Source organism: Glutamicibacter sp. NPDC087661 (assembly GCF_044743275.1).
GTDB lineage: Bacteria > Actinomycetota > Actinomycetes > Actinomycetales > Micrococcaceae > Glutamicibacter.
In genome coordinates this window covers 977,374-1,003,020 of the sequence record NZ_JBIUWE010000001.1, presented here as the reverse complement: position 1 = coordinate 1,003,020, position 25,647 = coordinate 977,374, and the positions used below count along the sequence as shown (strand labels likewise).

The window sequence follows — 25,647 nt, the reverse complement described above, 5'->3', positions numbered from 1 at the left end:
TTATTCCACCGTTTCCTTTGGCGCGGGGCGGCCGGTGTAGCTCTCTAGCAGCTGGCGCTGCAGCGCAAACATCTCTTCCTTTTCTGCTGGCTCCATGTGGTCGAAACCCATGAGGTGCAGCAGGCCGTGGGTGGTCAGCAACAGGATTTCATCGTGGGTGCTGTGGCCCCCGGCCTTGGCCTGCGCTTCGGCGACGGCAGGGCAGATGACGATGTCGCCAAGGATGCCGCTCTCCCCCGGCGCACCGGCAGTTCCTGGGCGCAGCTCATCCATCGGGAAGCTCATCACATCGGTGGGGCCTTCGAGGTCCATCCACTCGACGTGCAGGGCGCTCATGGCATCCTCGTCGATGAAAACGATCGATACTTCGGTTTCCGGATGCAGGAACATTGCCCGCATCACCGATTCTGCCAAGGCGTTGACATCCTTGAGATCGACGTCGTATTCGGTTTCGTTATTTACTTCAATGCTCATTTGCTGCGGCGTCCCCGGTTGTGGTCTTTGCGTCGGGTGTCATCCCAACGGTCGTAAGCGGTAACGATGTCGGCAATCAGACGGTGGCGAACCACATCCGAAGAGTCGAGTCGGCAGATGCTGATGTCGTCGATGCCTTCAAGGACATCGCTGGCCATGCGCAACCCGGAGGTCGCATTGTTGGGCAGATCCACCTGGGTGACATCCCCCGTCACTACCATCTTGGAACCGAATCCCAGGCGGGTCAGGAACATCTTCATCTGTTCACTGGTGGTGTTCTGCGCTTCATCCAGGATCACGAAGGCGTCATTGAGGGTGCGTCCACGCATATAGGCCAGCGGAGCGACCTCAATGGTTCCGGCTTCGAGCAATTGCGGAATGGTTTCCGGATTGATCATGTCGTGCAAGGCATCGTAGAGCGGGCGCAGGTACGGGTCGATCTTCTCGGTCAACGAGCCCGGCAGGAAGCCCAGCTTCTCCCCTGCCTCAACGGCAGGCCGGGTCAGGATGATGCGGTTGACCTGCTTGTCCTGCAAGGCGGCGACGGCCATGGCCATGGCCAGGAAGGTCTTGCCGGTACCGGCTGGGCCAATGCCGAAAGTAATTGTCGAATCCTCTATGGCGTCGACATAGCTCTTCTGGTTCACGGTCTTGGGGCGGATGGAACGTCCGCGCCCCGAGAGGATCTTCAGGCCCAGGACGTCGGTGGGTGCATCCGGATTGCCGGCGCTGAGCATCTTGATGATCTGCTCGATCGTTTCGGCGCTCATGCGCGAGCCGCGAGTGGCCAGCGAACGGGCTTCTTCGGTGACGCGCTGGGCCTTGCGGACTTGCTGCGGTTCACCTACCAGAGCCAGGGATTGGCCGTTGGGGCGGAAGCTCACCTGCGGGTAGGCGCCGGAGAGAATACGCAAGAGCTCGTCATTGGGACCGAGGGTGGCAATCATGAGCTCAGCTGTATCGAAACTGATGGTGAGCGATGCGGATCCGTTCTCCGCTGTCGCCTTATTCTGTTCAACCTGCATGCAGTGCGCGGCGCCCCTTTGCGAGCTTGGTGGTAATCGTGATTTGTCCTGCTTGCCATTCTATCGAGTCGCAGGCCAATCCGGAGAAAATTCAGGTCTCAGCGTAAGCAGTAGAACCTGAAAGTAGTCTTGAATGATGCTAATCGGGGCAAGTGGCGAACATATAGATTTGGTTACGGATTAGTAAGTTGGGCCATTTTTCTGCAGTTAGCCGCTTCTGATATGGCAAGCTTGAGAGCGGTTCCAATACGGCCAGGAGCCGCAACAGCTAAAATCACCACGGATTGGTACGCAGTGCAATCAAGGATCTTGCGGAAGATTCCACGCCGATTCGGCGTTTTGGGAATCACTGCCGCTCTCGTCGTCGCCGCAGGATGCGGTCTGACGAATCGCGAGAGCTCCTATGAGATGCCATCGACCGCCGTGGCTGAATCGCTGAACCTGCCGAACGCCACCGACGCTGGCGAGGATGTCGGCATCGCGGCTAGCCTGCCCATCTACTGGCTGGAAAACACCGATACCGGCGTGTTCCTGTACCGCGAGTACATCGAGGACACCCGCCATCAGGAACCCATCGGCGATGCGATCTGGACGCTGCTCTCAGCCGACCCGATGAAGCCGAAACGCTATACCCATTTGAAGCCCACCGATGAAATCGGGGTTTCAATCAATAATGCGAATGTCATCACCTTGGATCTGCCGGCCAAGGTCTTCAGCGCCAATCTCGACCAGGGCCTGTCGGAGCGCGCCATCCAGCAATTGGTCTTCACCGCTACGGCAGCTGCCGCCAGCGCTGGACTGGTCGTGGGCGAGCTTCCCGCAACGGTCCGCATCCTGGTTGACGGCCAGGCAAATGCCACAGTCTTCGACGGTTTCCGGCTCAAGGATGTCTACGAGCGCGATGCGGCGTTCATTGCACCGATCTGGATCATCGATCCGCAGTTCAACAAGACCTTGGCGGATGGCTCGATCAAGATTAACGGCCGAACCACCCAGTTCGACATCGGCACCTTCTACTCCTTGCAGCGCAAGGACGCGGACGGCAAGCTCACGGTGATGACCGCTCAGAAGCAGGTCAACCCCGGGCAGATCAATGCCGACGGTTCATTCACCCTGACCACCGATCTGCGTGCCGGCTCATACCGGCTGACTTTCTGGGGCGTTGAGACCGAATCGGACCATCTGGTCGGCAAGGTCACCAGCGACTTCCGCGTCGAGTAACGCAGCATCCAGCGCTGCAGCCCCCGCCGGAAGTCCTGGACATGAACCTGGGCGCCCGTTGTCCGGGCCAGCTCCTGAACTGGTGGCGGCTGAGCATTCTTGGCCTGCTGGCAGGATTTCCAGTGCCGTTGCCTTGGACAGCGTCCTTATCCGATCGGCTGCCGCATTCGCGTATCCGGCCCGCAGCGACTTCGCGTTCCCCGTCCCGAGGCCTTTTCTCGGCTCGAACCCGCTGCGCCGGCCGGAGACGAAATTGCTCCGCAGATCCCGGCAGGCACATGCCTGCCGGGATCTGCGGAGCAATTCAACTGCTAACCGGAATTCTGGAACCTAGATTTCGCCGATCAAATGGCGGATCAAGACCAGGGCCGCGGGGCCCGCGGTCGAGGCACGCAGCACATGCTGGCCCAGCAGGGCTGGTTGGGCGCCGGCATCGACGAAGGACTGCAGCTCCGTTTCGGAGATGCCTCCTTCTGGCCCGACGATCATGATGATCTCCTGGCCGGTCCGCGCATCGGCGAGCCACGACTGCACACGCCGGGCCACCGATTCCGCGGCCTGCTCGTGCAGAACCAGAACCAGTGCGCCATTTGCGGTATCGGCCGCGATGGCCTTGGCCAGTTCCTTGGAACCCAGCGGGTCCAGCACCTCTGGCTCATAGGCGCGGCGCGACTGCTTCTGCGCCGAGCGCACCTGGGCGCGCCACTTGGCCATGGCCTTGTCGACCTTGGCCGCGTTCCAGCGCACGATCGAGCGGTCAGCCTGCCAGGGGCGTACCGACAGCACGCCCAGTTCCACGCCGGACTCGACAGCTTGCAGGTCGCGATCCCCCTTGGACAGCGCCTGGACCAGGGTGACCGGGTGATCGCTGACCGCTTCCTCGGCACGGCGCAGGACCTTCACGCTCAGCAGGTCCTTGGCGGTGCCGATGACCTCCACAGTCAGGCGCAGCCCCTTGCCATCCAGCAGGTCCAGGTGCTCGCCCGCGGAGACCCGTTTAACGGTGACCGCGTGGTGCGCTTCGGAGCCATCCAGTTCAAGAATGTCCCCGACCGTTGCGTCCCGGCCCTGCTGGGCGTCGATGACGAAGCTGTGGTTGCTCATGCCTAGCGCTGGTTCAGCTTGTCGCGCAGGCGGGAGAACATGCCGCCGCTGTGCTCCACGCGGCCGGCCGAGAGTTCTTCGCCACGCAGCTTGGCCAGCTGCTCGAGCAGATCGCGCTGGGCAGCGTCGAGCTTGGTCGGCGTCTCCACCTGCAGGTGCACGATGATGTCCCCGCGCTTGCCTCCGCGCAGGCGCGGCACACCGAGGCCCGGCAGGGTGACGGTGTCGCCATCCTGGGCGCCTGGCTCCACATTGATGGACTGGCCGCCGTCGAAGGTTTCCAGCTTCAGCTCGCAACCCAGTGCGGCGGCGGTCATTGGCAGGCTCATCTTGGCGTGCAGGTCGGTGCCGGCGCGCTCGAAGACCTTATGGCGGCGCACGTCGATCTCGACGAACAGGTTGCCGTTAGGCCCGCCGCCCGGGCCGGCTTCGCCCTGTCCGCGCAGCTGGATGCGGGTGCCGGAGTCGACACCTGCAGGAACGTTCAGCGACTTGGACACATGCTCGCGCACCCGGCCTTCGCCGTTGCACTCCAGGCAGGGGTCCGGGATGGTGGTGCCGAAACCGCGGCAGGCCGCACAGGTTTCCACGGTCATCATCTGGCCCAGGAATGAACGCACTGGACGCTGCACCTGGCCTGCGCCATGGCAGATGTCGCAGGTGACCGGGCTGGTGCCTTCGCGCGTGCACGAACCGTTGCACGTCTTGCAGGTGACAGCGGTTTCCATCTCCAGCGGGTAGACCGTGCCCTTGACCGCGTCTTCCAGGTCGATGGTGATGGTGATCAGCGCGTCGCGGCCCGGCTGGGTGCGTGATGCCGGGCCCTGGGCCTGGCCGCCACCGAAGAACTGCTCGAAGATGTCGCCGAAGCCGCCAAAGCCCTGGCCGCCACCGCCGAAGCCCGGGTGGCCGTTGCCGTTCTCATCGCCGGTGGCGTCGTAGTTGGAGCGCTTGGTCTGGTCGGAAAGGACTTCGTAGGCTCGGGTGACCAGCTTGAACTGTTCTGCAGCGTCATCGCTAGGGTTTACATCCGGGTGCAGCTTACGCGCCAACTTGCGGTAGGCACTCTTGATTTCCTGCGGGGTCGCGTCCTTGGCGACGCCTAGGGTCTCGTAATGCGAGCTCACGTTATTCGCCGTGTCCTTTCCTGAGAATCTTGAAATTCGATAGTGCCGGGCGGTGCCCAGCGAGGCTAGTTAGCCAAAATCTTCGACAGGTACCGTGCCACCGCACGAACCGAGGCCATGGAGGTTGGATAGTTCATCCGGGTGGGGCCGAGGACCCCGAGCTTGTTGCGCACATCGGTGCCGTAGGTGGTGGCGACCACTGCGGCTTCCGACAGCTGCCCGTAGTGGTGCTCGGTGCCGATGGCCACGGCCACGCCGCGCGAATCGGCTTCCAGCTCGGAGAAGAGCTTGAGCAGCACTACCTGCTCCTCGAGCGCCTCGAGCACCGGGGTTATGCTCAGCGGGAAGTCCCCTTCCACGCGGGCGAGGTTCGCGGTGCCTGCCATGATGATGCGTTGCGCGTTGGCCGCCTGGGCCATTTCTTCCAGCGCACCGATCACCTGGTCCACCAGGGGGTCGGCCTGCTGCGTCGAACTGCGCTCGATGCGGGTGAGCCGGCCGGCAAGTTCGGCAAGCTTCACTCCCCCGAAATTGTTGAGCAGCCACAGCTTCAAGTCATCCAGCTCATCATCGCTGTAGGAACGCTGGACCGGCATCATGCGCTGATCCACCGTGCCATTGGAAGCGATCATCACCATCAGCACCTGGGCCGAGCCCAGTCCGACCAGATCGAGGTTCTTCAACGAAGCGGTGTCGTAGTGCGGCACCTGGATCATTGCTACCTGGTTGGTCAACCGCGCCAGGAGGCGAACGGTGCTCTTGAGCATCTCGTTCAGGTCCGTGGAGCTGTCCAGGATCTTGTTGATGGCGTCGCGTTCAGCCCGCGACAGCGGCTTGAGCTCGCCGATCTCATCGACGAAGCGGCGGTATCCCTTTTCGGTGGGGATCCGTCCGGAGGAAGTATGCGGAGCGACTATGAGCCCCTCTTCTTCCAGCATAGCCATGTCATTGCGGATCGTTGCGGCGCTGACACCGAGGTTGTGCCGGTCCAGGAGCGCTTTGGAACCCACTGGCTCACGGGATTGGACGTAGTCCTCCACGATGGCCCGCAGAACGTCTAGGCGTCGCGGCTCTGTCACAACAGCACCTCCTTGGATTCCCTGTGCCCGGCTTTGGCACTCTAACCTGTCAAGTGCCAAGTCTAATACGTTCAGCAGTTGCTAGCATTGGATTTCGAGCGTATTCGATCACAGCGAAAGGCAGTACGTGACTAATTACTCCTGGGGACCACGGGATCTGAGTGCACCGGCACCGAAAAAACTCCGCCAGGTCCCTGTTGAACGTGGCATGATTCTGGAAGATGCCACCTCAGGATGGGTAGGAGAAGTCATCCGTACCGAGAAATCCGGTGGCATGCGCGTGATCGTGCTCGAGGACCGCCACGGCAAGACCCGCTCCTTCCAGGCGGGCTTCGGGTTCTTCCTCGAAGGCGAAGCGGTGCAGATCATTGATCCCGTTGCCAAGGCCGCACCGCCCCAGAAGCTGGTCTCGGCTTCGGGTTCGCGTGCCGTTGCCGGACTGAAGGCCCGGGAAGCCAGGGCAAGCCGCATCTGGGTAGAAGGCAAGCACGACGCTGAGCTGGTTGAAAAAGTTTGGGGCCACGACCTGCGTGTTGAAGGCATCGTCGTTGAACCGCTGCATGGCGTGGACGATCTTGCCGGGGCTATCCGCGACTTCGCCCCCTCCGCGCAGCGCCGCCTGGGAATCCTGGTTGACCACCTGGTTGCCGGAAGCAAGGAATCGCGCATCGTTGCCGAGGCGATGAAGGTCCCCGGTGCAGCGCAAAACGTGCTGATCCTCGGCCACCCGTACGTGGATGTATGGCAGGCGATCAAGCCTGCGACACTGGGCATCAAGGCTTGGCCGGTGATCCCCAAGGGCACCGATTGGAAAACCGGTGCGCTCCGGGCCTTTGGCTGGCCGCACTCCACCGCGGAAGACATCGGCATCGGATGGCAGCGGCTCTTGTCCACGGTGCAGCATTACGGGCAGCTTGAACCGCAGCTCTTGGGCCGGATTGAAGAATTGATCGATTTTCTCACGACCGAAGATTACGGTTTCCTAACGATTGACTAATAGTTGGAGATTAGTCTGCGAATCTCCCCGTGCGCCCAGCCGCGGTCGCTATGATAAGAGGAACCACACTTAGCAAGACAAGGAAAAATAGTGACATCACGCCAGACGAAGCCATCGGAGAATTCCCGCTTCGAAGGTTCCAGGACCTCTGCGCTGCCGCTGACTCCTTCAGAAGATCGCCAGTGGGCAATGATGGCCCACTTCGGTGCCATCTTGGGTTGCGTTCCTTCGGCAATCGTCTTTGCCGTATTCCGGGACCGTGGCCCGTTCACTGCACAGGAATCGAAGGAAGCGTTCAATTTCACGTTCCCGCTGACCATTCTCGCCATCGTATTCAATGTGCTCATGGTCTTGCCGGTGATCGGCTGGCTTTTCGCAGTACTCGCCGTGGCCCTCTGGGTCTTCATGACGGTCTCGGGCGCCCTTGCTGCCATCCAGGCCAACAAGGGACGCCCTTACCGCTACCAATTCAATCTGCGGCTGATGAAGTAGCAGCGGTTTCCCAGTCTTAGAAATCGAGCAGTTCACGCACCACGAGGTCGGCCAGGAGCCGGCCTCGCTGCGTTAACACCAATGTGCCGGCGAACGCGGCCTTGGCATCAATCAGCTCGTCGGCGATCAAGCCGGCGACTTTCTTGCGTCCGGTTTCATCGAGCTCGCTAATCTTCATGCCCGAACCCAGCCGGGTCAACAGCATCGTGCGCTCAAGCTGCACGGCCTCGGCATCCGGGTATTCGCGGCCGTGGCCCGGGGAGATTCCAGCATCGATCCGTTGCTGATACGCGGCTGGATGCTTCACATTCCACCAGCGCAGCCCGCCAACATGGGAATGCGCGCCGGGGCCTGCGCCCCACCAGTCGCCGCCCTGCCAGTAAGCGATGTTGTGCTGGCAGGCATTCGCCGGGGTCTTCGCCCAGTTGCTGACCTCGTACCAGGAGAAACCGGCCGTGGCAAACATGTCGTCGGCCAACTGGTACTTTTCGGCATGGTCGTCATCATCGATGTTCGGTACCTCGCCACGGCGAATCTGGGCCGCCAGCTTGGTGCCTTCCTCGATGATCAGCGCATACGCCGAAATGTGATCAGGTTCGTAGCTCAACGCGGCTTCGATGCTGGTGCGCCAGTCTGCCAGGCTCTCCCCCGGAGTGCCATAAATCAAATCGACACTGACATCCAGGCCGGCCTCGCGCGCCCACGCAACGGCTTGCGGAACGCGCTTCGGATCATGGGTGCGCTCAAGCACCTTGAGCACGTGGGGCACCGCGGACTGCATGCCGAAGGACACGCGGGTGAACCCGCCGTCGGCCAGCTCCTGCAGGCTTTCGCGGGTCACCGAATCCGGGTTGGCCTCCGTGGTGATTTCCGCACCCGGCTTCAGGCCGAAGTCGTCGCGGATCCGGCCGAGCACCGAGACCAGGTCTCCGGCGGGCAGCAGCGTGGGAGTTCCGCCGCCGAAGAAGACAGTTTCAATTTCGCGGTGCGGTTGGCCCGAACGGTCCATCACCTCGCGGGCGAAGCTGATTTCCTTGCTGACGGTGGCAGCGTAGGTTGCTTGGCTGGAACCGGAGCCCAGCTCCGTGGCGGTGTACGTGTTGAAATCGCAGTAGCCGCAACGGACGGTGCAGAACGGAATATGCACATAAAAGGACATGGTCCGCCCCTGTGCCTCATGCGCGCATGAGGCAGGTAGCAGACCATCGGCCGGAGCCGGATCGCCGTCAGGCAGTACTGAAGGCATTTACTTCTTTTTCGGCTCGTCGGTGGACAGTGCGGCAATGAAGGCTTCCTGCGGAACCTCCACGCGGCCGACCATCTTCATGCGCTTCTTGCCTTCCTTCTGCTTTTCCAGCAGCTTGCGCTTGCGGCTGATATCGCCGCCGTAGCACTTGGCAAGAACGTCCTTGCGGATTGCGCGGATGTTCTCGCGGGCAATGATGCGCGAACCGATCGCGGCCTGGATTGGAACTTCGAACTGCTGGCGAGGAATCAGCTCACGCAGCTTCGAGGTCATCATGGTCCCGTAGTTGTAGGCCTTGTCGCGGTGCGTAATGGCGCTGAAGGCATCCACTTGCTCGCCCTGGAGCAGGATGTCGACCTTGACCAGATCTGCAACCTGCTCGCCGTCGGCCTTCCAGTCCAGCGAAGCATAGCCGCGGGTCTTGGACTTGAGGTGGTCGAAGAAGTCGAACACGATCTCAGCCAGCGGAAGGTGGTAGCGCATTTCGACACGGTCCTCGGAGAGGTAGTCCATGCCGCGCATGGTGCCGCGGCGGGTCTGGCACAGTTCCATGACCGAGCCGATGAATTCGCTCGGCGCCAGGATGGTGGCGGCAACCATTGGCTCGTGGACTTCCAGGATCTTGCCATCCGGGAATTCCGAGGGGTTGGTGACCGTAATCATTTGCTTGTCTTCGCCCATGACCTCGTACACCACGTTCGGCGCCGTGGAAATCAGGTCCAGATTGAATTCGGATTCCAGTCGCTGGCGGGTGATTTCCAGGTGCAGCAGGCCCAGGAAGCCCACGCGGAAGCCGAAGCCCAGGGCCACGGAGGTTTCCGGTTCGTAGGTCAGCGCAGCATCGTTGAGCTGCAGCTTATCCAGCGCATCACGCAGTACCGGGTAGTCGGTGCCGTCCATCGGGTACAGGCCGGAGAAGACCATTGGCTTGGCCTCTTCGTACCCGCCCAGGGACTCGGTGGCCGGCTTGTGGAAGTTGGTGACGGTATCGCCGACCTTGGACTGGCGCACGTCCTTGACACCGGTGATCAGGTAGCCCACTTCGCCAACGCCCAGGCCCTTGGTGGGCTCGGGGTTCGGCGAGGATACGCCGATTTCCAGCAGTTCGTGGGTGGTGCCGGTGGACATCATCTGGATCTTCTCGCGAGGAGACAGATTGCCATCGACAACTCGAACGTAGGTCACCACGCCACGGTAGGTGTCGTATACGGAGTCGAAGATCATTGCGCGAGCCGGAGCCTTGGCATCGCCGACAGGCGGCGGGAGCTGCTTGATGACCTCATCTAGCAGTGCTTCAACGCCTTCACCGGTCTTGCCCGAAACCTTCAGCACGTCTTCTGGCTCGCAACCGATCAGGTTGGCCAGCTCGGCAGCGTACTTTTCCGGCTGCGCGTTGGGCAGGTCGATCTTATTGAGCACAGGGATGATCGTCAGATCGCCCTCGATAGCCAAATAGAGGTTGGCCAGGGTCTGCGCCTCGATGCCCTGGGCGGCGTCAACTAGCAGGATCGCGCCTTCGCAGGCGGCCAGCGAACGCGAGACTTCGTAGGTGAAGTCGACGTGCCCGGGGGTATCGATCATGTTCAGTGCATAGGGGGTGCCATCTTCGGCTCCCCACGGCATGCGCACAGCCTGGGACTTGATGGTGATGCCGCGTTCGCGCTCGATGTCCATGCGGTCGAGGTACTGTGCCTTCATGTCGCGGGCAGCGACAACGCCGGTCAGTTGCAACATCCGGTCGGCCAGGGTCGACTTACCGTGGTCGATATGGGCAATGATGCAGAAGTTACGGATGAGCGACGGATCGGTCGCGGCAGGCACCGGAGCGGTGCGGGCCAATGGAGACACCTAAACAGACCTCACTAGCTGACTAAAAGACATAGTTGGATTAGCTTCCATTCTGTCATGATTTCCGCGTCTTCTCATATTTCGACAGCCTGAAACTGATAGTTTGTCGTCCATGGCACTGAATCCAGAGAAGATATTTAGCATCGTCATGAGCGCGCTGAAGGAAATCAGCAAGGTCCGCGCAAATTCGGCAAGCAAGCGCCCGGCCAGCAACCGCGGGGCCAGCGGGTCCCCGAGCACTGCCGGAAGCCGCTCTCGTGCCAACTCCATGCAGGATTCTCCAGCGGGTGCCGGCTACCCGGGTGATTACCGTGGCAAGATTCACTACGAGTACAACCCGGCGAAGGACGGCAACGCCGATCCGGGCGAAATTGTCTGGACTTGGGTTCCCTATGAAGAGGATTATTCGCAGGGCAAGGATCGCCCGGTGCTGATCGTCGGCCGTGATAGTGGCTGGCTGCTGGGGTTGATGCTCACCAGCAAGGACAAGAACAACTCGGATCACCGCGACCGCAACTACATGGACATCGGTACCGGGGACTGGGACCGCGAGCGGCGTCCGAGCGAGGTCAAGCTCGATCGCATTATCCGAGTCGGCGAGCAAGCCGTCCGCCGCGAAGGCGCCATCCTGGATCGCGAACGCTTCTCAAATGTGGTGAACGCCCTAAACGAACGCGCATAAGCACTCGTTGTCAGGCTCCCTATCTGATAAAGTTAATCTTTGTGTGTTGCGCAGGTTGGGCAACACGCCCCCTTCGGGTCGCCATAGGTGCCCCACACCGCTCAGTCGATGGCCTGAAGGATGAACCCTCTACCGACCGTATAAAACGATAAACGAGAGAGTTTATTAAAGTGGCTAACATCAAGTCCCAGAAGAAGCGTATCCTGACCAACGAGAAGGCACGTCTGCGTAACGTAGCTGTCCGTTCCGAGGTCAAGACCGTGATCCGTAACGTCAACGAGGCAGTAGTCTCCGGTGACAAGGAAAAGGCAACCGAGGCACTGCGCCTGGCTGGCAAGAAGATCGACAAGGCTGTAAGCAAGGGTGTTCTGCACAAGAACAACGCTGCTAACCGCAAGTCGGCTATCGCCAAGAAGGTTAACGCCCTCTAAGCCGAGCTTAGACTTCATCAACTCCCCCGCACTCATCGAGTGCGGGGGTTTTGTTTTGCCCGGAACTGCTCATCGAAGCTTCCAGGCAGACACGCGCTGATGGCTAGCCTTCATTAAAGAGCAGTGGGAGCGCGCAGGAGTGCATCGTGCCCGCCCCCACCTGGAACCTCAGCGGCTAGCGTCCCGGAGCCTTGCCTGCAATGAACATGATGGCGTGTTCCAGCGCGTAGCCCGGTGAACGGCTGCCGCCCTTGACCATGCGGTCGGTATTCGCTATTTCTTCGACGCACAGGGCAAGATCGCTGCGTTTCCAGCCGCGAGCCTGCTGCTGCGCCTGCTGAACTTGCCACGGCGCCATCCCCAACTCGGATGCCAATGAAGCTGCGGGTTCATTCACGCCGGCGACCTTGGCGATCTGGCGGACCTTCATCGCCAAGGTGGCCACAATGGGAATCGGGTCGGTTCCAGTACCCAGCGCATGGCGCAAAGTGCGAAGCGCCATCTGGGCGTTGCCGGAAATTGCGGCATCGGCCACCTTGAACGCAGTTGCTTCAACCCGGCCGCCGTAGTACCTGTCGACCGTATCCTGGTCAATGGTTCCCGTGGTGTCGGCAATCAGCTGGGAGCAGCTCGATCCAAGCTCTGCCAGCGAGTTGCCTACCGCCGCTACGAGGGCTTTGACCGCGTCATTGGTAATCCGGCGCTTGGCGGCCTTGAATTCGGACTGGACGAAGTCGATCTTCTCGGAGTCCTTTTTCACCGGTTGGCAATTGACGATCAGGGCACCGGCAGCTTTGATTGCGTCAATCAGCTTCTTGCCGCGCGTACCACCCGAGTAATGCATGATGAGCACATTCTCGGGAGCCTGGTCTTTCAGGTAGGCCAGGGCGTCCTTGAGGAAGTACTCGTTCATGTGGGCCAGTTCGTGGACCTCGACCAGATTGGCGCTGGAAAACAGCGAAGAGCTGGTGGCCATGAGCAGCTCTCCAGGCTCGTACTTTGCCGCGTCAAGACGCGTGTGCTGGATATCGTCCCGCTGGGATGCCTGGGAACGCAGCAATTCGAAGGCGCGCGAAGCGAGGTAATCCTCTGAACCGGTCAACAGGATCAGTGGTTGCGGGCGCAGTTCCCGCCATGAGATACCCGGATTTGCTTGGGCGCGTGCCATCGAACTCCTTAGTGCATCGGTCGATATAACGATCCTACCGAACTGGCGTACCCAGGGCGGTACCCAGAACGCCCTGGCTGGTAAATGTGAGCAGTACGGTACCCGATTGGTCGGTGCGAATCACCGTCGCGCCGACCTGCTGCGCCATCTCCAGGGTTTCGGGGTGCGGATGGCCATAGGAATTATCCTTCCCCGCGGAGACCAGCAGGATCTGCGGACGGATCTGCTCGATGATTTCGGTACCGCCGTTGCGTGCCCCATGGTGCGAGGCTTTCAGGATCGCTGCATGCTCTTGCGGATGCAGGCGCAGCAGGCGATCCATGGCTTCGGTTTCCATGTCCCCGGCTGTGAAGAGATCGATGGTTCCGGCCCCGGTGGAAAAGCTGAACCGGATGACCAGCGACGTATCGTTGGGTTCGGCGTATTTCGCGAAGCGCGCCTCGGGGCCCACGACTTCGAAGCCCACCTCCCCTGCAGCCTGTCGCGTACCGGGCTCCAAGGCGCGTGCACCGGGCCATAGTTCAAGGTCGAACCCGGTCGAGACCAGGCGTTCACCAATCTTTACGTGCGAATTCTCCAGCTCGCCCAAGGCCCCGAAATGGTCGCTGTGGGTGTGCGTGATGAAGATCTTGCTCAAGGTGCTGATGCCCAGCCGCTCCAGGCACAGCAACAACCCGCTCTCCGGTGGTCCGGTATCGATCAGCCAGCCCTCTGAATCCCCCAGATTGATGACGAAGGCGTCGCCCTGGCCCACATCGCACATGGCAATGCTCCAATGCGGCGCGATATCTTCCCGGTAGAACAGCGTCGCAGGCAGAACGAGCGCTACGGCGAATACCAGGATCGCTCCCAGCACGCTTAGGGACACCTGCCTGACCCGGAGCCTCTCGGTTTCCCGGCCCAGCACCAGCAGGGTGCAAAGCACCAGGGAGAGCATCACTGCCAAGACGATTCCGGGTAGGCCTTCGGGCCACGGCCGGGCGGCACCGGGGAGCCCGGAAACGAAATGGGCCACCTGGCCAATGGCTTCTGCCGGCAGCCCCGGAACCCAGATCAGCACCGATTCCAGCGCTGGCCACGGCGTGCACAGCAGCAGGCAGGCCATGCCGAGCGCAGTAATCAAGGGCAGCAACGGCGCGACCACGAGGTTCGCGGGCAGCGAGTACAGGCTGAAATCCGAATTCAACGCGATGACCACCGGCAGGCAGGTGAACTGTGCCGCGCAGCAAATGGCCGACAGCTGCGCGAACCAGGCCGGGAATATGTGGAGAAGAATTTCGGTCAGGGCCGGGGCGAGCATGATGATTCCCAGGGTCGCCAGCATCGACAGGGCGAAGGCCGGTTCGGCACCCAGCGAGCGATCGATAGCCAGCAAGGCGGTTCCGCTCAGGCACAGTATTCCCAGAGAGCCTTGGCCACGACCCAGCAGCACCGAGATGACCGCAATGCTGCCCATCAGGCTGGCGCGCAGGACACTGGGATCCGGCCCGGCAAACCAGGCGAAGAGCCCGACCACGCCAATCATCAAGATCGCGCTGGGTGCCCGTGGCACCGAAAACAGCCGGAGCAGCACCAGCACAATGGCCCCGATCAGGGCAATGTTCGATCCGCTCACCGCGGTCAGGTGGCTCAACCCGCTGGATCTCATCGCCTCGCTCAACGCTTCGTCCTGTCCGGAACGATCGCCATAGAGCATGCCAGGCAGCAGCGCCTGGGCATTGTCCGGCAGGCCGCGCAGGCCCTGGGTGAACCGTTCCTTGAGGTAATCCGCGGCGGTAGGCTCAACCCAGGAGCTCACCTGCGGTTCACTGGCGGCATGCGCCCACCAATCGAAGGCGCCGGCAGCTGCTGCTTCCAAGTCGAGGATGGTCTCGAACTCGCCCGCAGTGGCAGGCACCCCGAAATCAATGGTGAGGAAGACCGGCACCCGGCATGGCACCCATTGGCCGTTGGCCCAGTACCGCTGGATTTCCGCCCGGCCGGCGGCAGCCCCCTGGCCCTGCGCGGTGGCCGGGTCCTCGAAGCGGACCACGGCACGGCGCTGTTGCTCGCCGGCGCCCGGCAGCTGGCACTGGGGGTCGGTGAAGGCCAGGCTGCTGACGGCCACCACCCCCAGGAGCAGGATAATGGGACCGGTAAACCATGGCGCCGCGTAGGCGCGGTCGTGCCGGGGCCGCAATAGCAGGAACAGCAGGATAGCCATCAGCGCGGAAAGTACCCAGAGCAACCAGACTGGGAGGGTGAAGTAGGCGGCGGTCCACGCGCCGCCCAGCAGCCACAGGCCGCGGAAATCGGTGTTCACGGGATCACCAGTTCGCTCAGCTGGCCCAGCAGCGCCGGACCGATGCCCGGTACCGCATCCAGCTCTTCCACGGAGCTGAACGGGCCGTTCTCGGTGCGGAAGTCGATGATCCGGGCTGCCAATGCCGGACCGATCCCCGGAAGCTCCTGCAGGGTCTGGGAATCGGCACTGTTGAGCGAAATCTTCCCGCCCGCCGTCGCGCTCGGTGCCGCGGCTGGTTCCGTGGCCGTCTCGGCGCCCGGAAGGACCACCTGCTGGCCGTCGACCAGCTTGGCCGCCAGGTTCACCATCTGCGCACGTGCGCCCTTGGCCAGCCCGCCGGCGGCGTCCACCGCGTCGGCAATCCGCGAATCCACGGGCAGCTGGTAGACGCCGGGCTTCTTCACCGCGCCGACCACGTGGACCGTGACCTCGGGTGCGGCCGGGCTCGGGGACTGGCGGTCCGCCGGCGCCGTAGCGGACGGGTCGGATACCAGCGGAACTGTTTCAAGCTCCTGGGCGACCGGCGGTGGCGCGAGCAGGATGGAGATCGCAATCCAGGCGAGCACCACGATAACCAGCACCAGCACGGCCACGCGCGAGATCGCGAATCTCAGGCGACCGGGACGTGGCGCGTACTTGCTGAAGAAGTCGTGGCGGCCCATGGGCCACAGTCTGGGCTATGGTGCCGGCGGCCGATCCAGGATGGACGCCGACTGTGGATAGCTGGGGGCGACGCACACGGCGATCACGCCCAGGCCGGTATGCGCGGCCAGCACCGCCGGAAGGGACTCGACCACGACCGGCATGGCGCTGAACGGTGCCAGTTCGGTGGCGATTTCCTCGGCCAGTTCCTCGGCACCGAAATGCATCACCCCCAGCCGCACCTCGCCATTGGCGTCGCGGGCGTCGCGCAGGGCCAGGGCGACCAGCCGTGCGGTGGCGCGCGCGAAGGAGCGGGGCTTTTCCAGGGCGACGATCGAGCCCTCGGCGATCCCGAGGATCGGCTTGAAATTCAGCAAGCTGCCGACCACGGAGGACAGCGCGCTGATCCGGCCGCCGCGGCGCAGCTGCTCAAGGCTTGGCACCGCGAAGTACACGGTGTTGGCGGTGGCCGTGCCGGCGATCTGCTCGAGCATCTCCAGCGGGGCGCCGGCGGCGCGGGCAGCCAGCACATCGGCCACGGCAAATCCCTGGGGCAGGCACACGGTGCGCGAATCGACCACGGTGATTGGTGCGTCAAAGCTGCGGGCCGCCAAGCGGGCCGCCTCCACGGTGCCCGACAGCGCCCCGGACATGTGGATCGAGATGATCGACTCGCAGCCGGCGTCGAGCAGCTGCCGGTAGGCGCGTTCGAACTCGCCTGGCGCCGGGCGCGAGGTTTTCACCGCCTTGCCCATGGCCAGGCCCATCATCAGCGCCTGCAGGTCTTCGCCGTGCACATGGTTGTCCACGATGATCGGGATCGGCACTTCGATGAAGTCCGGATGCGGCCCGAAATGCCCGGGCAGGCAGGACGCCGAATCGGAGACGACCCCGATGCGGGTACGCGAAAGCCCGCGCGGGGCCAGCCACTTGGGCAGCCAGCCCGCGCGCGAGCTTTTCTGGCGTTCAGTCATGAGCCGAGCTTACGGGGCGGGAACCACGTTCACGAGCTTCGGCGCACGCACGATGACCTTCAGCGGCTCCTTGCCATCGAGCATGCGGATCACCGACTCGTGGGCCAGGGCCTGGGCGCGCAGCTGCTCCTCGGTGATGTCCACCGGAACCTCCAGGCGGGCACGGACCTTGCCCTTGATCTGCACGACCGCGGTGATGGTGTCATCGACCAGCAGCGACTCGTCCACTTCAGGCCAGGCGCTGGTGACCACGGAGGGCGCATAGCCCAGCGCTTCCCACATGTCCTCTGCGGTGTACGGGGCGAACATGCTCAGCAGCTGGGCGGTCACCGTGGCGGCCTCGCGCACTGCCGGGTCCGCTGCCCCGGCACCGGAGTCGATGGTCTTGCGGGTCGCGTTGACCAGCTCCATGGTCTTGGCGATGACCACGTTGAACTTGCCCGAATCCAGCAGCGCGGCGGATTCATGCACGGTGCGGTGGGTGACCTGGCGCAGCGCCTTGTCCCCTGCCGCGTAGTCCACGCCGGCCTCGCTGGTGGTGTCCTGGGCGATGCGCCAGGCGCGGGCCAGGAACTTCTGCGAGCCCGATGGGGAGACATCGGCCCAGTCCACGTCGTCCTCCGGCGGGGAGGCGAAGACCATGGTCAGGCGTACCGCGTCGACGCCGAACTTGTCCAGCTGCTCGCCCAAATCCACGCCGTTGCCCAGCGACTTGCTCATCGCCTTGCCGCCGTTCAGGACCTGGCCCTGGTTCAGCAGCGCGGAGAACGGCTCGGTCGCGTCGATCAGGCCCAGGTCGTGGATGACCTTGGTGAAGAAGCGCGAGTACAGCAGGTGCAGGATCGCATGCTCGACCCCGCCGACGTACTGGCCTACCGGCATCCAGTCGCGCACGGCCTTCGGGTCGAAAGGGCCCTGCGTGTACTGCGGGGAGACGAAGCGCAGGAAGTACCAGGAGGAATCCACGAAGGTGTCCATGGTGTCGGTGTCGCGCTTGGCGGCGCCGCCGCACTGCGGGCAGGCCACGTTGACCCATTCCTCGGCGGCGGCCAGCGGGGAGGTGCCCTTCGGGGCCAGCTGCTCGCCGCGCAGGTTATCGGGCAGGCGCACCGGCAGCTGGTCGTCGGGAACCGGGACCTCGCCGCAATCGGCGCAGTGGATGATCGGGATCGGGGTGCCCCAGAAGCGCTGGCGGGACAGCAGCCAGTCGCGCAGGCGGAAGTTGATGGTGTGCTTGCCGGTGCCGGCAGCTTCCACGATCTCAATGGCCTTGGCGATCGCCTCGGTCTTCTCCAAACCGGACAGCTGCCCCGAATTGACCAGCTGGCCTTCGCCCGCGGTGGCGGTGCCGGTTTCGTTCGGGTCTTCCAGACCGGTTTCGACGACCACGCGTACTGGCAGGTCAAAGGCCTTGGCGAAGTCCAGGTCGCGCTGGTCGTGTGCAGGCACGGCCATGATGGCTCCGGTGCCGTAGTCGGCCAGCACGTAGTCCGCCGCCCAGACCGGCAGCTTCTCCCCGGAGAGCGGGTTGATCGCGTAGCGGCCGGTGAATACGCCGGTCTTCTCGCGTTCGCTGGACTGGCGCTCGATCTCGGACAGGGCCTTGACCTGCTCCTGGTATTCCTCCAAGGCGGCGCGGTGCTCATCGGTGACCAGTTCGCCAGCCAGCTGCGCGTCGGCGGCGACCACCATGAAGGTAGCACCGTACAAGGTGTCCGGGCGGGTGGTGAAGACCGGGATCTGCAGCGCAGGCTTGTCCTCGTGCGCTTCGATCCCGAAGGTGACCTCGGCGCCTTCGGAACGGCCGATCCAGTTCTTCTGCATCAGCAGCACGCGCTCAGGCCAATGGCCCTTGAGCTGCTCCATGTCCTCAAGCAGGCGATCGGCGTATTCGGTGATCTTGAAGTACCACTGGTTCAGCGACTTCTTGGTCACCGCAGTGCCGCAACGCTCGCAAGCGCCATTGACGACCTGCTCGTTGGCCAGCACGGTCTGGTCCTTCGGGCACCAGTTCACCGGGTGGTCCTTGCGGTAGGCCAGGCCCTTCTCGTAGAACTTGTTGAACAGCCACTGGGTCCAGCGGTAGTACTCCGGATCCGAGGTGTGCAAGCGGCGATCCCAATCGGCGGAGATCGCGTAGCGCTTGAAGCTGGCGGCCTGGGTATCGATGTTCTTGTAGGTCCACTCGGCAGGGTGGGCATTGCGCTTGATCGCGGCATTCTCTGCGGGCAGGCCGAAGGAGTCCCAGCCGATCGGGTGCATCACGTCATAGCCGCGCAAGCGCCAGTAGCGCGAGACCACATCGCCCATGGCGAAGGCCTCGGCGTGGCCCATGTGCAGATCGCCCGATGGGTAGGGGAACATGTCCAGCACATAGCGGCGTTCGCGGCTGCCATCATCGGCGGGCTTGAACACCTGTAGTTCGTCCCACACCGGAAGCCACTTGGACTCGATGTCCTTGAAGTCGTAGGTCCTGGGTTCGTTCGTCGATGATGTCACGCTGCTCTTTTCACACGCTTTGCGGAAAATTTCCGATAGGAAAAACTTGTTCTTGGTTCCAGACACAACAAAAGCCCCCAAATTTCCACTCGGGGGTACGGCCAACGGGCCGTGCTCAGGCTAGGTTGCGCTTCGGATTCATATCGCGATTCTATCGCATATCCCCTGCCCACGCGCGCATCGATGAAGCGCAAGATTGCACACAGCGGCAAACGCGGCGCCACCGCAGTTATCCACATCCCGCAGCTGCCCGCAGGGGCAGGAGCGTCCAGCGCCCGATCATGGAGCCATGAACGCGCCAGCCCTGATCGCCGCATTGCGCACCGCATGCCAGGCCCCGATGCACCTCGGACCGGCCTTGTCCGGTGCCATGGTGCTGCGCCTTGGCTACCTGTGCCTGGCCCTGTATGCCGCGCTGGGCAAGCTGGTGCGCGATGCGGGCGACCCGCGCCTGGTCCTGGCGCATCTGCAGCTCACCGAAAGGTTCGCCCAGCAAATCCATTGCGAGCAACACGCCGGCGCACTGCATGCCGAGGCCACCGGCGCCCGGGCGCTGGCACTGGACAGCTACGCGGCCCTGCGTTTGCCTGCGGATGACCCCGACGCCATCAGCGACGGGCTCTTTGCCGGGGAACCGGACCTTGCCCCGGGGCGCTGCTGCTACAAGGACACCGCCCAGCTGCTGGCCGCATGGCTGGGCATCAGCTACTTCGAAGCCCAACGGCGCATTGCCGACGCGCACCTGCTCATTGGCCGGCACACCCCCGATGGCGGCATCTGCGCGCCGCGTTTCAAGCATCTGGCCGAACTCTACGGGCAGGGCGCTGCCAACCGCCGGGCCATCGCTTCCGCCGCGCGGCGCCTTGAACGGCTCGAACCGCAGGACACCATCTTTGACGGCGTGCCCGTGCCGCTGCTGGCGCATGGCACCGATGGCCGCAGCCTGGACCAAGCCGCGGCCCACTCCCTGCGGGAGCTGGGCCCCGCCGCCGCGCAGAAGCAGATCAGCACCTCAATCAGGACCTACAAAGAACTGCACGGCAAGCAGCTGCCTCCCAAGCTCGGCATGTTCATCGGCCCGGTGAAAAACGGCGTGCATTTCTTCTCGCTGCGCACCGATGCCACCGACGCGCAACTGGTTCATTCGGTACTCACGCAGGCCGGCAACCCACGAACCAAGGCCGGCCGGGCCGATCGCGATCCCCAGCAGCAGCGCCCGGCGGGTTCGGGATCCAGCGCCAGCGGCGGCCCGCGAGAGGGCCAGGACTCCCAAGCGGACCAGGAGTCCACGGCAGGCCAGAACGCTGGCAACGGAAGTGGAGCCGCACCCGAGCCGCCGTCGTGGCTGCGCAGCGATCAGCCCATGCCGCCGTGGGCCGAAGAGGAACCAGAAGCTCACGATGGCCAGAACCCGGACGGCGGCCGCACCGCAAAGCAGGCAGAGGCCCAAGGCGAACCGCAAGACGGGGCGCAAGACGAGCCGCACCTGCAGGACTCCCCCGCCGGGCAGCCCGATGTGCATCGTCGCCGGCTCAACGCGTTCATGGCGCTGTTGCGCGCACCATTTGCTGGCGGCGAGCGAAAAGTCGTCATCCCGAAGTTCGTGGTCTACCTGTGGCTCGCGGATCTGCAGAACCTGGCGGACGCGCACGGCATGACCGCAAATGGCATCGACATCCCGCCCGGAGAACTCCGGCAGCTGCTCGCCAGGGCGAACATCATCCCGATGGTCCTTGGAGGCAACAGCCAAGTACTGGATATGGGGCGCAAGATGCGCTACCACAAAGGCCGGATCCGCGAAGCGATCATGGCCCGGGATCGCGGCTGCATCGTGCCCGACTGCACCGCGCCGCCGGATCATGTCGAAACCGACCACTACCAGAAGCCCTGGTCCGAAGGCGGCGAAACCAGTGTCTGGTCCGGGGCGGGAATGTGCACGTCCGATCACCACAAGCGCCATGCCGGACAGCTCGAGGTCATCGATGTCGATGGGCTGCCGCACGTGGTCATGCCTGCACATGTCGATCCGGAGCAAAAGCCCCGCCGCAATACCTATTGGGACGCCCGGCAAGCCGGCGAGTCCCCCGCGCGCCGCAGACCCGCCGCGCAGGAAACCGCGCGTCCAGGCCAGGAAGACACCCCTGAGGCCGCATCGGGCGATTGAGGCGATTGAGCTGCCCCGCGGGTTAAACCGGCAACGCCCGAACCACCCATCCGGGTGATTCGGGCGTTGCCGGTTGCGGCCGGCTCGGAACCGGCCAAGCCACGGTTGCGCTTAGGCCTTGGTATCTTCGTCGACCCAGTCGAAGGTGCGGGTGACAGCCTTTTTCCACAGGCGCAAGCTGCGCTCACGCGTAGCCTCATCCATGGTTGGCTCCCAGCGCTTGTCCTCGGCCCAATTGTCTTCCAGTTCGCCCAGGTCCTTCCAGAAGCCAACGGCCAGGCCAGCAGCGTAGGCTGCACCCAGTGCGGTGGTCTCGGTGACCTTCGGGCGAACCACTGGCACGCCGAGGATGTCAGCCTGGAACTGCATCAGGGCTTCGTTGGCCACCATGCCGCCGTCGACCTTCAGTTCGGTGAGCGGAACCTCTGCGTCGGCGTTGACTGCATCCAGGACTTCGCGAGTCTGGAATGCGGTGGACTCCAGGGCCGCACGGGCGATGTGGTTCTTGTTCGCATAGCGGGTCAAGCCCACGATCGCGCCACGGGCATCCGAGCGCCAATATGGTGCGAACAACCCGGAGAAGGCCGGAACGATGTACACGCCGCCGTTGTCCTCCACCTTGGCTGCCAGTTCCTCGATCTCCGGAGCGGTAGCGATCATGCCGATATTGTCGCGCAGCCACTGGATCAGCGACCCGGCCACGGCAATGGAACCTTCCAAGGCGTACACCGGTGCGTTCTCGCCCAGCTTGTAGGCCATGGTGGTCAGCAGGCCGTTGGTCGAATTCACGATCTCTGTGCCGGTGTTGAAGATCAGGAAGCAACCGGTGCCGTAGGTGTTCTTCGCGGTACCTGCGGTGAAGGCCGCCTGGCCGAAGGTCGCCGCCTGCTGGTCGCCCAGGATGCCTGCAACGGGCACCTCGCGCAGCAGCTGGTTGGTGTGCACGGAGCCGTAGACCTCCGAAGAAGAGCGGATCTGCGGCATCATCGAGCGCGGCACGCCGAAGTCAGCCAGGATCTTCTCGTCCCAGTCCAGGGTCTTGAGGTCCATGAACAGGGTACGTGATGCGTTGGTCACGTCGGTGACGTGCACGCCGCCGTCCACGCCGCCGGTCAGGTTCCACAGCACCCAGCTGTCGGTGGTGCCGAAGAGCAGGTCGCCTGCTTCGGCACGCTCCCGGGCACCTTCGACATTGTCCAGGATCCACTTGATCTTGGTGCCGGAGAAGTAGGTCGCCAGGGGCAGGCCAACGGTCTGCTTGTAGCGTTCCAGGCCGCCATCGGCTGCCAGTTCGTCGACGATGTCCTGGGTACGGGTGTCCTGCCAGACGATCGCGTTGTAGACGGCTTCGCCGGTGTTCTTATCCCACACCACCGCGGTTTCACGCTGGTTGGTGATGCCGACGACCTCGATGTCGTGGCGGGTCAGGTTGGCCTTGGACAGGGCCTGGCCAATCACTTCGCGCACGTTGCTCCAGATTTCGGCTGGATCGTGCTCGACCCATCCGGCAGCCGGGAAGATCTGCTCGTGTTCCTTCTGGCCTACCGAATGCACCTCACCGGCGTGCGTGAAGACAATTGCGCGGGAGCTGGTCGTGCCTTGGTCAATGGCGATGACGAATTTTTCACTCATGATTCACTGCTCTCTTTCTAGAACATTGGCGCGGCGGCAAGTCCGCCAAGGATACCGCCGATGGCTGGACCAGCCAACGGAACCCACGAGTAAGACCAGTCGGAGGAGCCCTTGCCCTTGATCGGCAGGATTGCGTGGGCAATTCGTGGACCGAGGTCGCGGAACGGGTTGATGGCGTAGCCGGTGGCTCCACCCAGGGACAGACCGATGGCAACAACCAGCAGGCCGACAGCCAGCGGGCCAAGCTCGTGAGGAGTGTGCCCCAGTCCGGCGATCACGAACACCAGGACGAAGGTGCCGAAGATTTCCGAGACCAGGTTCCAGCCGTAGGAGCGGATGGCCGGTCCGGTGGCGAAGACGCCCAGCTGCGTGCCCGCGTTCTGCGGATCATCCAGGTGCTTCTTGTAGGACAGCCAGGTGCCCACGGCACCCAGGAAGGCGCCAATGAACTGCGCCGCGAAGTAGAGCAGCGTATTGGCCATGGTCTTGGCGACGCCGGGGGCGTACTCGGCAACGTCCGGGTTGACCAGCAGGCCCAGGGTGACTGCCGGGTTCAGGTGGGCTCCGGAGATCCCAGCTATCCAGACGCCGCAATAGACGCCCAGGCCCCAGCCGAAGCTGATGGCTACCCAGCCCGCGGCGCTGCCGAGAGTGCCTTTCAGGGCGACGTTCGCGCAGACGCCGCCGCCCATCAGCAGGAGAATGAAAGTGCCGGCTAATTCGGCGAGAAACACGTGAGTGGACAACGTTGACCTCTTAGTGGTTTCGAGTGCCAGCGGCGCCTTGCCGCCGGCTTGGATGCAGGTTAGACCAGGGTGACTCCGTGGGCTTCTGCGAGTACCGAGAGCGAATGGTCGATCTCGGCTTGGGTCTGGGACTGGTCCCAACCCATCGGCTCTGCAAGGCAATTAGCTGCCTCGATTACCAAATCCTTCGTGACCAGGCCGCGGAAGGCCAGGTTGGTGCGGCGGATGAAGACATCGATCAACCGGCCCACCTGCTCTTGGTTCGCCATGTAGGCCAACTCCTGGCAGGACAGCTCGTTGGTGTGCTCCAGCATGGTTTCGTTGCCGCCGATGATTTCCAGCAGGGCATCGGCTCCGGTGCCATAGCGCTCGAGCAGCACGCGCAAGCGTTCGCGGCCGGCCTTGGACTCGCGCGCGGCATACCAAGCGGCGAGTTCGCCCTCGTTGGCCGGGAAGTTCTTTCCGCCACCGATGGCTACGCCGGCGGTGGACTTCACTTCACGGGCGCCGAGGAATTCCAGGGCCTTGCCGCCGAGGTTCTCGCTCAGTGCGCGGAAGGTGGTCCACTTGCCGCCGATCAGCGAGAGCATGGTGGTCGCGTCGGTCAGGCGGGTTTCCTTGATCTGGTAATCGCGGGATACGAAGCCTGGCGCGGTGTCGTCATGGCTGGGCAGGGGGCGCACGCCGGAGAACTTGTAGACGATCTGTTCCCTGGTGGCCTTGATGCCCGGGAAGACATGGTGGACCAGCTCGAAGAAGTAGTCGACTTCCTCGTCGGTGCATACCGCTGGCTCGTTCATGTCGTGCTCGAGGTCGGTGGTGCCGACCAGCACGCGGCCGAGCATCGGGTAGATGAGCACGATTCGGCCGTCTTCATGCTCGAAGAAGATTTCGCGGCCTCCGGTAGCGGCGAGCAGTTCCGGGTGATCCAGCACGATGTGCGAACCCTTGGTGCCGCCGGTCCACTTGGTATCGCGGCCCAGGTCCTTGTTGGTCAGATCCACCCACGCGCCGGTGGCGTTGATGATGACATCGGCGTCGAAGTCGAATTCTTCGCCGGAGAGCATATCGCGCAGCTTCGCGGTGCCGCCGTCGACGCCGGCCAGCTCAACGTAGTTGCTGGCGCGGGCCTCGTCGTTGGCGTTCAGGCCTTCACGCAGCACATCCAGGGTCAGCCGCTCGGGGTTGTGCACCGAGGCGTCGAAATAGGTGGCGGTGTACTTGACGTCATCGCGCAGTGCTGGCAGATCCTGGCGGGCAGCCTTGCCGGCCTTGAAGTTATGCCAAGGGGTGTTGCGTCCGCCGATCCCTGCGAACACGTCGTACATGATCAACCCGGCCTTGATCAGCGCCGCCCCGCGTTCGGTTGGCTTGCCCGACTTGTGGGACAGGAAGCGCATCGGTGCGCTGAGGATGCCGGAGAAGGTGGAGAAGATGGGAATGGTGGTCTGCAGCGGCTTCACGTAGTGCGGAGCGATCTCCAGCAGCGAGTTGCGCTCCTGCACCGACTCGTGAACCAGGCGGAACTCGCCGTTCTCCAGATAGCGGATTCCGCCATGGATCATGTGCGAGCTGGCACCCGAAGCGCCCTGGCAGTAATCGCCGCGCTCGATCAGGGCTACATCAATCCCCTGCATGGCCAGGTAGCGGAAGGTCGCTACGCCGTTGATGCCACCGCCAACAACCAGAACCTGCGCCTGCGGACGTTCGCGCAGTTTGGCTAGCTGTTCCCGAATCACGATTTGTGCCCCTTATGTAAATATTGAATGAGTCTGAAGCTAGTCTTGTTACTGAACGGCAAAGCGGTCAAAC

At 63.2% G+C, this 25,647-nt stretch carries 21 protein-coding genes; 6 read left to right on the top strand and 15 right to left on the bottom strand.

What is annotated here, in order from left to right:
- Both ybeY and ACIOTN_RS04755 read right to left on the bottom strand, forming a co-directional pair.
- Complete coding sequence (gene ybeY, locus ACIOTN_RS04760; protein ID WP_105658335.1) at positions 1-474, bottom strand: rRNA maturation RNase YbeY; 474 nt, start codon at positions 472-474, stop codon at positions 1-3.
- Positions 471-1,499, bottom strand: a complete 1,029-nt coding sequence (locus tag ACIOTN_RS04755) for a PhoH family protein (protein WP_105658334.1) — start codon at positions 1,497-1,499, stop codon at positions 471-473. Before ACIOTN_RS04755 ends, ybeY begins: the two co-directional genes overlap by 4 nt.
- A 309-nt stretch (positions 1,500-1,808) precedes the next feature.
- On the opposite strand from ACIOTN_RS04755, the gene ACIOTN_RS04750 reads away from it, so the two are divergent.
- Entirely contained in the window at positions 1,809-2,720 is a 912-nt protein-coding gene (locus ACIOTN_RS04750) for a GerMN domain-containing protein (RefSeq protein WP_332728102.1), read from the top strand.
- A gap of 330 nt (positions 2,721-3,050) precedes the next feature.
- Here the strand turns inward: ACIOTN_RS04750 and ACIOTN_RS04745 are convergent, their stop codons facing one another.
- The 3 genes from ACIOTN_RS04745 to hrcA all read right to left on the bottom strand — a co-directional run bounded on the left by ACIOTN_RS04745 (position 3,051) and on the right by hrcA (position 6,030).
- On the bottom strand, positions 3,051-3,824 hold the full coding sequence (locus ACIOTN_RS04745) for a 16S rRNA (uracil(1498)-N(3))-methyltransferase (RefSeq protein WP_332731228.1): 774 nt from the start codon (positions 3,822-3,824) through the stop codon (positions 3,051-3,053).
- 2 nt (positions 3,825-3,826) lie between these two features.
- Positions 3,827-4,951, bottom strand: coding sequence for a molecular chaperone DnaJ (gene dnaJ, locus ACIOTN_RS04740; RefSeq protein ID WP_105658331.1), 1,125 nt, complete (start codon positions 4,949-4,951; stop codon positions 3,827-3,829).
- Positions 4,952-5,016: 65 nt separating this feature from the next.
- Positions 5,017-6,030, bottom strand: a complete 1,014-nt coding sequence (hrcA, locus tag ACIOTN_RS04735) for a heat-inducible transcriptional repressor HrcA (protein ID WP_402734824.1) — start codon at positions 6,028-6,030, stop codon at positions 5,017-5,019.
- Between the two features lie 127 nt (positions 6,031-6,157).
- On the opposite strand from hrcA, the gene ACIOTN_RS04730 reads away from it, so the two are divergent.
- Together ACIOTN_RS04730 and ACIOTN_RS04725 are read left to right on the top strand one after the other, a co-directional pair.
- Complete coding sequence (locus ACIOTN_RS04730) at positions 6,158-7,027, top strand: DUF3097 domain-containing protein (protein ID WP_402734823.1); 870 nt, start codon at positions 6,158-6,160, stop codon at positions 7,025-7,027.
- A 90-nt stretch (positions 7,028-7,117) separates the two neighbouring features.
- On the top strand, positions 7,118-7,519 hold the full coding sequence (locus ACIOTN_RS04725; RefSeq protein WP_105658328.1) for a DUF4870 domain-containing protein: 402 nt from the start codon (positions 7,118-7,120) through the stop codon (positions 7,517-7,519).
- A 16-nt stretch (positions 7,520-7,535) separates the two neighbouring features.
- On the opposite strand, the gene hemW is transcribed toward ACIOTN_RS04725, so the two are convergent.
- Positions 7,536-8,765 (bottom strand): radical SAM family heme chaperone HemW, encoded by a 1,230-nt coding sequence (hemW, locus tag ACIOTN_RS04720; RefSeq protein WP_332503480.1) that lies wholly within the window; start codon positions 8,763-8,765, stop codon positions 7,536-7,538.
- Positions 8,766-10,613: a translation elongation factor 4 gene (gene lepA / locus ACIOTN_RS04715; protein WP_105658326.1), complete on the bottom strand. Its 1,848-nt coding sequence runs from the start codon at positions 10,611-10,613 to the stop codon at positions 8,766-8,768.
- Between the two features lie 148 nt (positions 10,614-10,761).
- Between lepA and ACIOTN_RS04710 the strand changes: the two genes are divergently transcribed.
- Positions 10,762-11,295 carry a type II toxin-antitoxin system PemK/MazF family toxin gene (locus tag ACIOTN_RS04710; RefSeq protein ID WP_402734822.1) on the top strand — a complete coding sequence of 178 codons (534 nt, stop codon included), beginning with the start codon at positions 10,762-10,764 and terminating at the stop codon, positions 11,293-11,295.
- Between the two features lie 170 nt (positions 11,296-11,465).
- On the top strand, positions 11,466-11,726 hold the full coding sequence (rpsT, locus tag ACIOTN_RS04705; RefSeq protein ID WP_105658324.1) for a 30S ribosomal protein S20: 261 nt from the start codon (positions 11,466-11,468) through the stop codon (positions 11,724-11,726).
- A 175-nt stretch (positions 11,727-11,901) separates the two neighbouring features.
- On the opposite strand, the gene holA is transcribed toward rpsT, so the two are convergent.
- Genes holA through leuS form a run of 5 tightly spaced genes read right to left on the bottom strand, consistent with a single transcriptional unit; the run spans position 11,902 to position 19,293 of the window.
- Positions 11,902-12,894: a DNA polymerase III subunit delta gene (gene holA / locus ACIOTN_RS04700; protein WP_105658323.1), complete on the bottom strand. Its 993-nt coding sequence runs from the start codon at positions 12,892-12,894 to the stop codon at positions 11,902-11,904.
- A gap of 34 nt (positions 12,895-12,928) precedes the next feature.
- The gene (locus ACIOTN_RS04695) at positions 12,929-15,196 is read right to left on the bottom strand and encodes a ComEC/Rec2 family competence protein (RefSeq protein ID WP_402734821.1); all 2,268 of its coding nucleotides are present in this window, start codon (positions 15,194-15,196) and stop codon (positions 12,929-12,931) included.
- The gene (locus tag ACIOTN_RS04690) at positions 15,193-15,840 is read right to left on the bottom strand and encodes a helix-hairpin-helix domain-containing protein (RefSeq protein ID WP_402734820.1); all 648 of its coding nucleotides are present in this window, start codon (positions 15,838-15,840) and stop codon (positions 15,193-15,195) included. Before ACIOTN_RS04690 ends, ACIOTN_RS04695 begins: the two co-directional genes overlap by 4 nt.
- A 15-nt stretch (positions 15,841-15,855) precedes the next feature.
- The gene (locus ACIOTN_RS04685) at positions 15,856-16,794 is read right to left on the bottom strand and encodes a DegV family protein (RefSeq protein ID WP_402734819.1); all 939 of its coding nucleotides are present in this window, start codon (positions 16,792-16,794) and stop codon (positions 15,856-15,858) included.
- A 9-nt stretch (positions 16,795-16,803) separates the two neighbouring features.
- Positions 16,804-19,293 carry a leucine--tRNA ligase gene (leuS, locus tag ACIOTN_RS04680; RefSeq protein ID WP_402734818.1) on the bottom strand — a complete coding sequence of 830 codons (2,490 nt, stop codon included), beginning with the start codon at positions 19,291-19,293 and terminating at the stop codon, positions 16,804-16,806.
- Between the two features lie 289 nt (positions 19,294-19,582).
- On the opposite strand from leuS, the gene ACIOTN_RS04675 reads away from it, so the two are divergent.
- Positions 19,583-21,457, top strand: coding sequence for a hypothetical protein (locus ACIOTN_RS04675; RefSeq protein WP_402734817.1), 1,875 nt, complete (start codon positions 19,583-19,585; stop codon positions 21,455-21,457).
- A 111-nt stretch (positions 21,458-21,568) separates the two neighbouring features.
- Here ACIOTN_RS04675 and glpK read toward each other — a convergent pair whose 3' ends face one another.
- From glpK to ACIOTN_RS04660, 3 genes are read right to left on the bottom strand one after another with little or no spacing between them, the layout of a single operon-like run.
- Positions 21,569-23,089 carry a glycerol kinase GlpK gene (gene glpK / locus ACIOTN_RS04670; protein ID WP_105658318.1) on the bottom strand — a complete coding sequence of 507 codons (1,521 nt, stop codon included), beginning with the start codon at positions 23,087-23,089 and terminating at the stop codon, positions 21,569-21,571.
- Between the two features lie 17 nt (positions 23,090-23,106).
- Positions 23,107-23,835 carry an MIP/aquaporin family protein gene (locus tag ACIOTN_RS04665; RefSeq protein ID WP_105658317.1) on the bottom strand — a complete coding sequence of 243 codons (729 nt, stop codon included), beginning with the start codon at positions 23,833-23,835 and terminating at the stop codon, positions 23,107-23,109.
- 59 nt (positions 23,836-23,894) lie between these two features.
- A complete protein-coding gene (locus ACIOTN_RS04660) occupies positions 23,895-25,574 on the bottom strand; it encodes a glycerol-3-phosphate dehydrogenase/oxidase (protein WP_105658316.1) in 1,680 nt (559 codons plus the stop codon).
- Between the last annotated feature and the right edge of the window lie 73 nt (positions 25,575-25,647).